Consider the following 12,857-nt stretch of genomic DNA (forward strand, 5'->3'; position numbering starts at 1 on the left):
CCGTCATCAAGAATACGATGGCATCCGCTTCAAATCTTCCGCTACCTCATAGCGGGCCTCGGTCATTTCCCTGACTTCTTCCAGGCTGGTATCCTCGGCGATCTCACGCAGCGTCATTCTGCCATTTTCGACAGTAAATACGGCCTTCTCCGTGACGATCATCTCTACCTGACGGATGCCGCTCGTCGGATAAGTCAGCTCCCGCACCAGCTTGGGTTTTCCCTCTTTGGTCACATGGGTAATGGCGACGATGATCTTTTTGGCGCCGGGAACCAGGTCCATCGCCCCGCCGACACCGAGGATGTCTTCTCCAGGCACCGCCCAATTGGCGATCTCCCCGGTTTCGCTCACCTGCAGGGCCCCGAGGACAGCGACGTCAACATGTCCGCCGCGGATCATGACAAAAGAGTCGGCACTGGAGAACAGCGAGGCTCCTGGTCCCAGAGTGACCGGGTGTTTGCTGGCGCTGATCAGATCCATATCGATCTCGTCGGGCGGCGGGGTTGGTCCCATGCCGAGCAGGCCGTTTTCCGACTGGAGAAAAACCTCCTGGTCCGGCTCCAGATAGTCGGGAATCAAGGTAGGAATTCCTACGCCGAGATTGACGACCGACCCTTTTTTCAATTCTTTGGCAATTCGCTTGGCGATGCGAATGCGGAATGGGTCACTGTTTTTCAACGTAGACACCCCCTCTCTTTTCGTACCGGTTCATCACCACGACATCGACGTAGATGTGCGGAGTTACGATGCTTTCCGCATCCAGCTCTCCGACTTCGACGATCTCGTCCACTTCGGCGATCACCAGGTCGGCCGCTGTGGCCATCATCGGATTGAAATTGCGGGCGGTTCGCGAGTAGACGAGATTGCCCAGGGTGTCCGCTTTCAGCGCTTTGATCAAGGCGACCCTGGCGCGAATTGCTTCCACCAGGATGTACCGCTCGCCGTTGAATACTCTTTCTTCTTTTCCTTCTGCCAGCTTGGTCCCGACCGCTGTCTTGATGTAAAACCCGGCAATTCCCGCCCCGCCGGCCCGGACCGCCTCAGCGATCGTTCCCTGCGGAATCAGCTCGATTTCCAACTCGCCGTTTTTCCACGCTTTGACCGCATCACGGTTGGTCGTAAAGTAGGAGCCTACCGCCTTTTTCAAATGCCCCGTAAGCAGCAGCTTGCCCAAGCCCTTGCCGGGTTCGCCGAGGTTGTTGCTGATCACTGTGAGATTGCGGGCCTCATCCTGCTCGGCGATCGCATCGATCATCGTAAACGGCGTACCGCAGAGGCCGAAGCCGCCGACCAGGATCGAATCCCCATCCTTGATCAGCGAGACCGCTTCTTCCGGCGTGCGCAATTTCGGGATATCCAGTACATGGTCCATCCGAGTTCCCCCTTTCACAACCCTGATTTGTTTCAATTATTGAAACGTCATTTCACTAATAGAACTATTTTTTAATCCTATCTGCATGAAATAGGATCATGGTGCATAGCCGCAGCGGCGTGAGATTTCCTCCGCGGTTTCTTTCAGCCTGACGATGAAAAGCTGGATCCGCTCTTCGGGAAAGTGATCACCGGGTACCGCGATCGTCAGCGAGGCGACCACGCTTCCGGAATGGTCGCGGATCGGGGTGGATACGCCCAGTGTCCCGGCGACATTTTCCCCAAAGCTGATCGCGTAACCTCTTTCGCGGATTTCCGCCAAAACACGCTGCAATTTGTCGATCTCGGTTATCGTTTCATCGGTAAACCTCTCCAGCTTGATCTGCTGCAGCAGCGCCTCTCTCTCCGGCTCTGGAGTATACGCAAGCAGCAAACGCGGGGCTGACCCTACGTGCAGCGGCGTCCGCAGACCGATTCGCGTAAACAGCCGCATCGGCCGGTCCGTTACTACCCGTTCCACATAGACGGCTTCGCTGCGTTCACGAATGACCAGATGAACGACTTCATTCAGCTCGTCGCGCAGCCGCTCCATGTATGGCAGAGCAATTTTTCTAACCTCCAGCTGTTCTGCGACCAGGTTGCCCAGCTCCAGTAATCTCAAGCCGAGCTGGTACTGTTTGTCGCCGTGGTCCACTTGGTTTCGAACCAGGAAACCCTCCTCCTCAAGCGCCTTCAGCAAACGGTAGGCTGTGGGCTTTGACAAACCGGAACTTCTCGCGACATCTGCCAGGGAAAGCCTGGAGCGTTCTGCCGTAAATAATCCCAATAACTTTAACGCCTTCCCTACGCTTTGATTCATCTTCCTCTCCTTACCCCCGCTTTTTGTCCAGCACCTGAACCGGATGTATCAGTCTTGATGATACTCGTAAAATCCGCTTCCCGATTTACGGCCCAGCCGGCCCGCTTTCACGTACTTGATCAACAGCGGACATGGACGATACTTCTCACCCAATGTTTGGTAGAGGTATTCCATATTCCGCAGCCGGGAGTCCAAACCGACCAGGTCAGCCAGTTCCAACGGCCCCATCGGATGATTCAAGCCGAGCTTCATTGCTTTGTCGATATCGGCGGCAGAGGCGACGCCCTCCATCAGCATGTTCATCGCTTCGTTTCCGATCAGGCAGTTCATGCGGCTGGTAACAAACCCGGGAAACTCGTTTACTTCCACTGTCTCTTTTCCCAAACGGGCGCCCACTTGTTTGGCGATTGCCACAGTCTCATCGCTGGTGTCCAGACCGCGTACGATCTCGATCAGCTTCATCTTGTGGACCGGATTGAAAAAATGCATGGCCAGACATCTGTCGGGGCGGCTCGTTTGCGCTGCGATTTCTGTTGGACTCATCGTCGATGTGTTGGTTGCCAATACAGTGTGCGGCGGGCAGATCTCGTCCAGCGCTTTGAACACGTTGATCTTCAACTCCATCTGTTCAAAAACGGCTTCGATCACGATATCGGCATTCCTTGCCGCCTCCTCCATGCTCGTCGTATAGCTGAGGTTGGCAAGCGCCCGGTCTACCGCGCCGGGATCTACGAACCCTCTCTCCGCACTTTTGCGCATCTCTTTCTCAATATAATCTTTCGCTTTGTCCAAAGCTTCGGCCTGTACATCTTGCACACAGACCTGAAAATCGGCCAGGGCAGCGGTATAGGCGATGCCTCTTCCCATCGTCCCCGAACCGACGACCGTTAGAAATTTCACAACTGTCACTCCTTTCTGCATGTAACCTAATCATATTATGCCTTTCAGATAATTTCAAATTCTATGTGCAAAATAAACAAAAAAATGTCAATTTCACCTGATTGAATAGGTATTTCTGCTCAATGACATCTGTTCATCCATCCCTCCCCGGCAGCAAAAAAACAAGCATCGCTGTATGCAGCAAATGCTCAAAATCCCATTTTTCCGCTCTATGCTCGAAATTGCTTGTGATGGCCCAGAATATCGGACTTGAGGCCGCTGGTCTCGCTTAAACTGAGGTTTGTTGTCTCGGGGGCCCATGCGATCGCAACGATTAACCCAATTACATTCATCCCCGCCGCCATGAGCATGGTCGGCCCAATACCGTAAGCGTCCAACGCCAATGGCAGCCCAAACGTTCCCAGAAACGCACCGATTCGGCTGATCGTCGTCGCAAAGCCAACGGCGGTAGCCCGCACATCTGTCGGAAACAATTCGTTTGGATAGGTCCATTCCAGTATACTGGGTGCACCCGCAAAAAAAGCATACACCCCAAAGAGCAGGATAATGACCCAGTTGTTCGCATGGGGGAACAGCCCTAATCCAAGCAAGGCGATCGTCGTAAAGACGAATCCCCAAATTAACAGTCCCCTGCGTCCAATCCGGTTGATGTACACAACAGCAATCGAGCAGCCAATCAGGAACAGGAAACTGATTAAAGCTGAACCAATATGGGATAAATCACCATTTCCCAGCCCAAACGTTTCCAACAGCGTCGGGGCAAAAGTGTAAACCGCAAATAACGGAATCAGCTGAAAGTTCCAAAACAGGACGATGAATGCTGTCCGCTTGAGGTAACCGGGGCTAAATATCTTGGACAGCCTTGTTTTTGATTCTTCTTTGGGTATATCATCCAGTGTGGCCGATTCCCCGTAGACTCTCTTCATAATGGCTAGTGCCTTGTCTTTTTGCCCTTTGCTTAACAGCCAGCGGGGAGATTCGGGTGTATTCATTCGCAGGAAGAGCACGATCAAACTGGGCAATGCACTGGAACCGAGCATCCAACGCCAGGAATCGGGGCCCATTTTCAACAAGAAATAGCCCACCAGGTACGCGATCGTGGCACCGACATACCACGCGACGATCATCATTCCCAACATTTGTCCGCGCTGTTTTTTCGGGGCAAATTCAGCCAGCAGAGTGGATGCGATCGGATAGTCAGCCCCAATCGCTATTCCCAGTAGCAAACGGAGAATAAAAATTTGTTCCACACTGGTGGCAAATATCTGAAGAGCAGACAAGACCAGAAATGAAATCAAATTATAGCGGTACATGACTTCCCGGCCGACCTTGTCAGTTACAAACCCAAAAATTATCCCGCCGAGAAACACGCCGATCAAGGCTGAGGAACCAATCAGGCCATTCCACAAAGGAGTGACCTGGAAAGCTTGGTTTAACGGCAAAAGCGCCATTCCGATAATACTCAGCATATAGCCGTCAAGGAAGGGACCTCCTGAGGAAAAGAGCGTGATCTTTTTATGAAAGCTGTTCAATGGAGTATCATCGACAAGACTTCTCCTGGTTATTGACATTCTTTCAACCTCCTTTATATAGGTCTGACTATTCAGAATATTACTTACGATTATTTTCCTTTGATAGGCATACCATGGTCTGACCATATGACCTAAAAATCGAGCCCCGGCTACAGGATATTAGACTGCCCAAAACACACTTGCCGCTTGATTTCTACTTTTTTTGGTAGCCGTTTCATATACAGAACGACAGTTCCTTCTTCCTCGGCTGCCTCATAAGTAAGAATCGATACCTTATCAGGTTGAAACATAGACTTGCCTGTTTTCATGTGAAACTCCCAGCCGTGAAGCGGACATCTGATGAGCTCATTGTCGCAGCCATACTGATACTCCTGGGGTTGGGAAGGCATCATGGTGCCTGTAATCGCCCCAAAAACGAGAGATACCCCTTGATGAGGACAGCTGTTCCGAAATGCATACCACTTTCCGTCGACATTCGTAACCGCTATTTCAATTCCATCCACTTCAACCAACAGACGTTGTCCGGGCTGCAGTTGGTCGGCGGGAATTAATTCAATCCGGTTCAGTTTGACCGCTTTATTCTGTTCCAACAAGGACGTTACCCCCTTCGATTGCGGATGTAAAACGATAAGATCAAAGACGGAAGGTTGCCTTTGCATTTTCATAGAAAATCTTGTTCTTTACTTCTTGCGGGAACTGCAGAAAAACACGGTTTTTAATATCTCCATCCCAATGGGGATAGTCGCTGGTAAACAGCAGCATATCCTCGGCGTTTACCATGCGGATCAGCGCGAGTAAATCTCCCGGCCGGAATGGCTCTTCGATCGGCTGCGTTCCAAGACGCACATTTCTTCTGATGTATTCGCTTGGCTGCATCTTCAGCCAGGGCACTTCTTCGCGGAGTGCTTTCCAATTTTTATCCATTCGCCACATAACGGAGGGCAGCCACGCGACGCCGTACTCGATAAAGACAAACTTCAGATGTGGGAACTTTTCAAACACCCCTTCATAAACCAGACTCATAATTTGACGTTGGGCAATCAGCGATAATGAAGCATGCCACTCGATGTAAGTGGAGGCGGGGCCGACTGGCACAGACGGCGAATACGCTCCTACGTCAATTCCATCGGGATGAACGAGAATCGCCAAACCATACGCCTCGGCAAGCTCATAAATGGGCCAAAAATGCTGTTTGCCCATGGGAATCTGAGTATCGCGCAGGTTGACCGCCACAATTTCGGGGCGCTGGCCAATCCTTTCTATCTCCTGGATACTCAGCTTAGGATCCATCGGCGTCACTTCCATTGACATACGAAAGCGTTTGTCTTTTTTTACCCAGGTATCATACAACCACTCATTGCAGGCACTTGTGTAGGCAGCTGCGAGATCGAAGTTATGATAAGCACTCATCGTTCCGTGTCCAATGTTCAGGATACCGCAGGTAGTGTTATAGCGTTCGAACAAGTCTTTGATGAGATAATCCGGATCGGATCCGGGAACACCGCCATTTGGTGTAACCGCATCTACCCGCAGCACATAGCCGGGATTGGAATACCGGCTTTTCGGGATTTCAAAACTGCCATTGCTCTGATTTTTTAAAAGTGATTTCTCAAAACGCCCAATCTGCAATCGCCGCTGCACCGACTCGTCAAGATAAGGGACAAGTTCGTTCAAAGAGCTGAGGTACGGATGCACATCACAATCGATAAAACCTGTTGCCTCCTCCATGTTGTCGTCCAGCTTCTGCAGAGTCTCGCTCATCAGCCATACTCCTCTCTGTTTTACTCTTCCAAATTAATAAGCATATTCTACGGTTCTGGAAAAAGTCTCCATGCCCCGCTTTGCCAGCTCGCCGAAAAACGTTCTGCTCTCGATGCACTGTTCCGGAGGAAAAACACCTTTCCTTTCAACTTGCCCCCTCGCCAGCATCTGAGCAATGATAGATGGCGGCACAGAAGTCTTTAAGGCACCGGCGGGAATGTTCCACTTTTTTTCAGACCCTACGTACAATTCGACTGTTACCTTTGCTTTGCGATGGTTTTTGGTTCCGATGACGTTCACCCGCGTCACACTGAACTGCTTTCGTTCTGTCTGTTCCCTGGGAAGTTTGCTCAGAACGGCAAGCAGTGCTTGTCGCGGCGATACATGCGCACCCGCCATCTCCATCGGCTCCGTGCTGCCAAAACCGAGTTCAACTAAAAATTTTACCTTTTGATGAAATTCTTCCGGAAGCGCAATACGGAAGCTTGTATTCAGGCAGCCTTGGTTTTTAAAAGACTCGAAGAGTGTAACCGGTTCAGGATGAATCGTATACACAGGATAAGCCAGACCGATCGGGTGGTCGAATTGAACCGGTTCCGACATAAGCGGTTCGATCGTCACCATCTCCCCGTTTTTCACGACAATCGGATTGAGCACGTACTCATCCAGGATGGTGTCCAGCAGATAAGGCCAGACAAAAGGCGATGTGTGCCGGGTAAAGTCTTTCATGGCAATGATGATATCTATATCTGTAACAGTATCCAGCTGCTCCACTCCGTAAAGGGCCATCATGTTGGAAATCCCGGGCGCACTGCCCACCCCGAGAACAGCCGTAATTCCCTTGGCTTCAAACTGGGAAAACAAGCTGAGCTGCTCCTTGGTTTCTTCGGGCCAGGCGCCTAAATCGACATAATGCACCCCCGCTTTCAACGCCGCTCTCGTGGCATGAGGACAGTACTGGGCAGGGCCGCAGTTAATGACGACCTGATAACCCTGCAAAAGAGAAGCGGTTTCATTTTCATCCAAAATGTTTACCTTTTGGGCGGTCAACCGTTCATCGCCGATCAACTCTACCCGCATTTTTGCACCTTCCAGCGAAATATCTGCGATCATTACTTCTTCGACTTGAGGATTCTCCAATAGATCGTAAATCGTCCCAAGCGCCTGAATTCCTGCTCCGCCTATAACTGCTGCCTTCATTCTCCCAACCCTTCCCTGTCTGATTTCTTTCTGCTTCTTTTTAATCCAATTCCACTTCGGTTACACCAGCGTATCTTGGTGGCGTTACCTCCAACCCCTGTTCAATCTGTTTCAGTTCTTCTTCAAGCGAATCCAGATGTATGACGACGCTCTTCTCTGCAAGATTCACATCTCCGTTTTTAATCGCATAAAAAATGTCCAGATGCTGCCCGTAAATCCCTTCGTCCATACCATTAAATTTTCCTAATTCCTTTCGTGTAACTGCTAACACCTGCTGGTATAAATCCGATATGGTTTCCATAAATCGGGTCAACACCTGATTATGGCTGGCCTTCACCAAGTAGTAGTGAAATCGGAAGTCCGCCTCGACGCTTTTCTCGAAATGGTTTTCCTGCAAGGCGTTTTTCATTTCCTTCAAGATTTCCACAAGAATGGCCAAATCTTCACTCGTCCGCCTGACTGCAGCCAATTTAGCCGCTTGGATCTCGATGATCTTTCTAGTCTCCACCAGTTCCTGAACGGTTATCTGATCCAACGCAAGCGAATAAGAAAACGTCTCCAGCACCTGTTTGATTTCAGGAGCCCGGATATAGGTTCCTCTAGCCCTTACTTCCACAATGCCAAGCATTTCGAGCGACTTTAGCGCCTCCCTGATGACCGTCCGACTCACCTTTAACTTTTCTGCAAGCTCTCTTTCCGACTTTAGCCGATCCCCAGGGGAGAGCTTTCCTTCAATAATCACCTCCTTGATCTTATCCACTACCTTTTGATAGGACCTTACAGGCTGATCCTTATCCAGCTTGATCCCTTCTGCCTTCACAAGCGTCATCATCTCCTTTTTGGGCTTACCATGGTCAGACCAAAAAGCGTCAAATAAGAAACTCTCTGCGGTAGACCAATTATCTGTTTTTTCTAAATATTATATACTATTCTTCCCCTTGTCAACAATCTATTGTTAACAATCTGAAAAAAATAAAATACCCCGGCCTAATGACGGCCGGAGATCAGAGCGGCATGCCGCAATTACAGCTCTTTATTGAGGGAATCTGCTGTACCTTTCTCACCTTCGATGTGTTTTTTTCTTTTGATTATGAAAAAGTAGTAATACAGGTAACACAGCGCCGTAAAGCCAAACCCGTAGTAAAGCGAGCTGCGCTGGGTCGGGTCGATGGCGAGGAAAGCGAACATGAAGAGGCAGATCGCCATGCACAGGATCGGCACCAGCGGGAAGAACGGGGCGGCATACGGCAAATCCGCGACCTTGCCGCCCTCCCGGACGAACTTCCTGCGGAATCGATACTGCGCCAGCGCGATGACAAACCAGGTGATGGTGCCCGACATCCCGCTGACAGAGATGAGGATGACGAACAGCGTGTCGGCGGCGACAATGCTGGTCAAAAGCGAGAGCAGCGCAAAGGCCAGGGTAATGATCAAAGAATACAGCGGAACGCCGCGAGAACTCAATTTACTCAGAAGCTTGGGAGCCATGCCGGATTCAGCGAGCGACCAAAGGATCCGGGTGCTGGCGTAAAGCCCGGAATTACCCACAGAGAGAATCGCAGTCAAGATGACAAAGTTCATGATGTCGGCGGCGTAAGGAATCCCCACCATGTCAAAGACGGTGACAAACGGACTTTCCAGCAAACCTGCTTCCTTATAAGGAACAATCGCGGATAAAACAATAATGGCAAGCACGTAGAACAGCAGGACGCGAAAGACGATGTTGCGGATCGCTCTGGGAATGTTCTTCTGCGGGTTCTCTGTCTCGCCCGCGGCCACTCCCATGATTTCCGACCCCTGAAAAGCGTAGACCACGGTCATCATCGTGACAAAGACGGCGGAAAACCCATTCGGGAACAAGCCGTCGCCGGCAAAATTGGAAAGGAAGGGAGCCGGCTTTCCTCCGAGGCTGATCATCCCAAAAATCGCCGCTCCTCCAATCAGGATAAACAAGATGACAGCAAAAACTTTAATTCCGGCAAACCAGTACTCTGTTTCTGCAAACCCCCGTGCTGAAAGCGCATTCAAAGAAAACAACAAGACGACGAAGATGCAGCACCAAATCCAGATGGGCGTATCGGGGAACCACCTTTGCATGAGAATTCCCGACGCGGTAAACTCCAAGCCAACCGTAGAGGCCCAGCTCATCCAGTACACCCAGCCAATCATGAATCCGGTTCCCGGTCCGATGAACTTGGCGGCATGGGCTTGAAACGACCCCGACACCGGCATGATGACGGACAGTTCACCGAGACATACCATGACCAGGTACATCAGCAGGCCGCCCACCAGATAAGCGAGGACAGCCCCGCCAGGACCCGCTTCGCCAATCGTGAAGCCCGCCCCCAGAAACAGGCCGGTTCCAATAACTCCGCCCAATGACAGCATAAACAAGTGGCGGCTCTTCATCGACCGCTTCAATTCGGTCCCCAATTCCTGCTCTGTAATCATTCGATCCACCTTCCTTCCCAGCTTGATTCGCCCCCATTTTCAGTTCATTGAGGGCGCCGTTTCCCGTTCACGGCCCTTCTTTTTCCTTCAAGTTACTGCCATTCCCCCTTCCCGATCAGATGGATTGATTTTTTGGGACAGATTCCTCATAATTATGAGTACGATTTGATTGTATAGTGGGAATTGCGCGAAAACATATATCTATATTAAACAAAAATTCGGAATAATCTTTCGGCGATTTTGTTCTGTTTAACCAGTCTGTCATTACGTACATCATGGACCTGGAGGGAGATTCGTCATGAAAATTCTCGATCATATCGCGCAGGAAATAGCCGAAAAAACCACAGCGATCCTGGGATACCCGATCAGCATTACTGACAAGGAAGGGTATATCATCGGTTCAACCGACCGAAGCCGCTTGGGGATTTTTCACAGACCCTCTCTCGAAGTACTTCACAAGAACAGCATGGTCAATTGCGAAATGGAAGAGGAAAACAAAATTCTACCCGGAGTATCTGTTCCGCTCATGTTCAACAACAAGGCAATCGGGGTGCTCGGAATCGTTGGCGAACCAGCCGAAGTGGAAACGTATGTGCAGCTGGTCAAAAGCCAGGTAGAGATGATGTGCCAGGAGGCCTTCCGCAAAGAAATGCTGGATCTGGAATCGAAAATGATTGAGGTGTTCGTCCAGCAGATGATTCTGGAGAGCAGGGATAATCCGGAGAGGATCCTGCAATTCGCCAGAACCCTGGGGTACAACCTCGACCTCTACCGAGCCTGCATCCTGATTGATGTCAATGTTCCGTCGATGGATCTGCTCGACCAGAAGTCAAGCGAGGAGCAATACGATAAATTTTCCCTGTCGTTTTTCCAGCGCGAGGTGCTGGACTACCTCTCGCTGATTTTCCGCGAGTCGAAGGATGACATCATCTCCGCTGTCAGCATGGAACGCTTCATCGTGATCAAGTCGATGAAGACCGAGAGAGAAAGCGGCATATTCGTCTCCGGGCTGGAATCAAAGTGGAACAAGCTGAACAAATTCCTCCAATCCAAGTACCAAATGTCTGCCTGGATTTCCATCGGCAACACAAAAAAAGGCGTTGACGGTATCGCCGAATCGTACCGCAACGCCGCAAAAGCGATGGCTGTTGGCAAAGGAACCGTCAGAGACGCCAATATCATTCACTACAACGACTGGCTCATTACCCTGGAGCTTTTGCCGAAGGAGTTGTCCCCTGACTTGCAGAAAAAACTGATGACGATCATCCAGCCGCTGATCGAGCAAGACAACTATGACGTTTTGTCGTCAACCTTTCTGACGTACTGCAAGTACAGCATGAACCTGAGCGAAACAGCCCGCAACATGTACATCCACCGCAATACGATCATCTACCGATTGGAGAAAATCAGCGAATGCACCGGTCTTGTGACCAGTAATTTTGAGCACTGCCTATTGCTCTACATGGCCATTCGCTATTACGGTAAAAAGTAACCCTCACCCTTTAGCTGATGCCCTCATCGATCTGCCGATTCGGGCGCAGCCGGCGATCGTAGAAGTAGTAACAGATCGCGGAAAACAGGGAAAAACCGCACATGCACAAAAACATCCACTGCGGCGACAAATGCTCGAACAATATGCCGCCGAGCAGCGGCCCGAGCATTTTACCCGTCGTCGCAGCCCCTGAGATAATCCCCTGGAATTGACCTTCACGCCCCGCCGGCGACATCTCGGCCACAATCACCGGAATCGCCGGCCAGACGATCATCTCGGCGACAGTCATGATCAGCATCGCTGCAATAAATCCGGCGTAGCTTCCGGTGAATGCCACGATCAAGAAACTGAGCAGAAAAATCATGCTGCCGATGATGATCTGCCGTTTAAACGTCGGCGCCGCTCTCTGCGTAAACCACTTGACCAGGGGCTGCCCCAGTACGATCATCCCGCCGTTTACCGTCCACAAGATGCTGTAAAAAGCGAGCGGGATGCCGAGTGACTGCAGGTGAACGGGGATGGTCGAGGCCCACTGGGAATAGGGCAGCCAATTGATCAGGAACCCGACGCTTAAGATCCCGAGCGAAACCATCAGCTTGCCGTCAGGGACCGTCATGCGGGGCTTTATCTTGACCGCGGCAGCAGTGCTCCCCTCCTCTCGGGATTCGGGAACCTCCGGCAGATACTCTTGTTCGCGCACGAACGCGATCAGGATGAGAAAGATGACATAGGCGATGGCGTTGCTAAAAAATGCCCACTGAAACGAGATCGCTGCTACGAATCCGACGGCGATAGACCCGAGCGCGACGCCGAGGTTTTGGGCGACGTAAATGACATTGATCGCCTTTCTTCCGCCCTGCGGCCACAAGACGTAGGCCATGGCATTCATCGCCGGATAGATCAGTCCGTTGCAAAATCCAAGGAATCCCAATAGCATAGCGTAGATGGAAAAGTCCTGGAAGAAGCCCATAGCCACCACCGCCGCAAACGAGAGACATATCCCGGCCACGATCGTCTTTTTCCCGTCCCACCGATCAAAGATCATTCCCCCAAGAAAGTTGCCGATCAATGCCGCCGCCTGGTGGCAAACCAGGACAAGGCCCGCGACCGTTACCGTTTGTCCTAAAACCTGGGTAATGTAAATCGTCGTGACCGACCAGACAAAAGTGGTGCCCAGCAGAAACACAACGGCGGACAGGGATAAAATCTTTAGGGGAAACGGGGCTTGCTTCCAATCAGCTATCATTTGTTAATACTTCCTTTATTTAGAATATCATTGCAAAACAGTTCC

The 12,857-nt window shown here is 50.9% G+C and carries 12 protein-coding genes; 1 reads left to right on the forward strand and 11 read right to left on the reverse strand.

All coding sequences use genetic code 11. The annotated features are described in order from the left end of the window. Nucleotides 1-6: 6 nt before the first annotated feature. The 10 genes from ACI7RC_RS06795 to ACI7RC_RS06840 form a co-directional block, all read right to left on the reverse strand. Nucleotides 7-678: a 3-oxoacid CoA-transferase subunit B gene (locus tag ACI7RC_RS06795; protein WP_408107481.1), complete on the reverse strand. Its 672-nt coding sequence runs from the start codon at nt 676-678 to the stop codon at nt 7-9. Further along, on the reverse strand, nt 665-1,372 hold the full coding sequence (locus ACI7RC_RS06800; RefSeq protein WP_408107482.1) for a CoA transferase subunit A: 708 nt from the start codon (nt 1,370-1,372) through the stop codon (nt 665-667). Before ACI7RC_RS06800 ends, ACI7RC_RS06795 begins: the two co-directional genes overlap by 14 nt. Nucleotides 1,373-1,468: 96 nt before the next feature. Next, nucleotides 1,469-2,230 (reverse strand): IclR family transcriptional regulator, encoded by a 762-nt coding sequence (locus ACI7RC_RS06805; RefSeq protein ID WP_408107483.1) that lies wholly within the window; start codon nt 2,228-2,230, stop codon nt 1,469-1,471. Between the two features lie 48 nt (nt 2,231-2,278). Beyond that, nucleotides 2,279-3,130 carry a 3-hydroxyacyl-CoA dehydrogenase gene (locus ACI7RC_RS06810; RefSeq protein ID WP_408107484.1) on the reverse strand — a complete coding sequence of 284 codons (852 nt, stop codon included), beginning with the start codon at nt 3,128-3,130 and terminating at the stop codon, nt 2,279-2,281. Between the two features lie 209 nt (nt 3,131-3,339). Next, complete coding sequence (locus ACI7RC_RS06815; protein ID WP_408107485.1) at nt 3,340-4,701, reverse strand: MFS transporter; 1,362 nt, start codon at nt 4,699-4,701, stop codon at nt 3,340-3,342. A 110-nt stretch (nt 4,702-4,811) separates the two neighbouring features. Beyond that, entirely contained in the window at nt 4,812-5,255 is a 444-nt protein-coding gene (locus tag ACI7RC_RS06820) for a Rieske (2Fe-2S) protein (protein WP_408107486.1), read from the reverse strand. A 40-nt stretch (nt 5,256-5,295) separates the two neighbouring features. After that, on the reverse strand, nt 5,296-6,423 hold the full coding sequence (locus ACI7RC_RS06825; protein WP_408107487.1) for an amidohydrolase family protein: 1,128 nt from the start codon (nt 6,421-6,423) through the stop codon (nt 5,296-5,298). A gap of 33 nt (nt 6,424-6,456) precedes the next feature. Continuing rightward, complete coding sequence (locus tag ACI7RC_RS06830; RefSeq protein ID WP_408107488.1) at nt 6,457-7,623, reverse strand: saccharopine dehydrogenase family protein; 1,167 nt, start codon at nt 7,621-7,623, stop codon at nt 6,457-6,459. Nucleotides 7,624-7,663: 40 nt separating this feature from the next. Next, a complete protein-coding gene (locus ACI7RC_RS06835; RefSeq protein WP_408107489.1) occupies nt 7,664-8,443 on the reverse strand; it encodes a FadR/GntR family transcriptional regulator in 780 nt (259 codons plus the stop codon). Nucleotides 8,444-8,646: 203 nt separating this feature from the next. Beyond that, nucleotides 8,647-10,074, reverse strand: coding sequence for an amino acid permease (locus ACI7RC_RS06840; protein WP_408107490.1), 1,428 nt, complete (start codon nt 10,072-10,074; stop codon nt 8,647-8,649). Nucleotides 10,075-10,372: 298 nt separating this feature from the next. On the opposite strand from ACI7RC_RS06840, the gene ACI7RC_RS06845 reads away from it, so the two are divergent. Continuing rightward, nucleotides 10,373-11,566, forward strand: coding sequence for a CdaR family transcriptional regulator (locus ACI7RC_RS06845; RefSeq protein WP_408107491.1), 1,194 nt, complete (start codon nt 10,373-10,375; stop codon nt 11,564-11,566). A 10-nt stretch (nt 11,567-11,576) separates the two neighbouring features. Here the strand turns inward: ACI7RC_RS06845 and ACI7RC_RS06850 are convergent, their stop codons facing one another. Further along, nucleotides 11,577-12,812, reverse strand: a complete 1,236-nt coding sequence (locus ACI7RC_RS06850) for an MDR family MFS transporter (RefSeq protein WP_408107492.1) — start codon at nt 12,810-12,812, stop codon at nt 11,577-11,579. Nucleotides 12,813-12,857: the final 45 nt, after the last annotated feature.

The organism is Brevibacillus sp. B_LB10_24 (genome assembly GCF_046036945.1).
In the GTDB taxonomy this organism is placed as follows: Bacteria; Bacillota; Bacilli; order Brevibacillales; family Brevibacillaceae; genus Brevibacillus_C.

What these genes read in the sequence shown, in the direction of transcription:
- ACI7RC_RS06800 (WP_408107482.1), bottom strand. Translation starts at nt 1,372, where the DNA reads ATGGACCATGTACTGGATATCCCGAAATTGCGCACGCCGGAAGAAGCG.
- ACI7RC_RS06805 (WP_408107483.1), bottom strand. Translation starts at nt 2,230, where the DNA reads ATGAATCAAAGCGTAGGGAAGGCGTTAAAGTTATTGGGATTATTTACG.
- ACI7RC_RS06815 (WP_408107485.1), bottom strand. Translation starts at nt 4,701, where the DNA reads ATGTCAATAACCAGGAGAAGTCTTGTCGATGATACTCCATTGAACAGC.
- ACI7RC_RS06825 (WP_408107487.1), bottom strand. Translation starts at nt 6,423, where the DNA reads ATGAGCGAGACTCTGCAGAAGCTGGACGACAACATGGAGGAGGCAACA.
- ACI7RC_RS06830 (WP_408107488.1), bottom strand. Translation starts at nt 7,623, where the DNA reads ATGAAGGCAGCAGTTATAGGCGGAGCAGGAATTCAGGCGCTTGGGACG.
- ACI7RC_RS06840 (WP_408107490.1), bottom strand. Translation starts at nt 10,074, where the DNA reads ATGATTACAGAGCAGGAATTGGGGACCGAATTGAAGCGGTCGATGAAG.
- ACI7RC_RS06845 (WP_408107491.1), top strand. Translation starts at nt 10,373, where the DNA reads ATGAAAATTCTCGATCATATCGCGCAGGAAATAGCCGAAAAAACCACA.
- ACI7RC_RS06850 (WP_408107492.1), bottom strand. Translation starts at nt 12,812, where the DNA reads ATGATAGCTGATTGGAAGCAAGCCCCGTTTCCCCTAAAGATTTTATCC.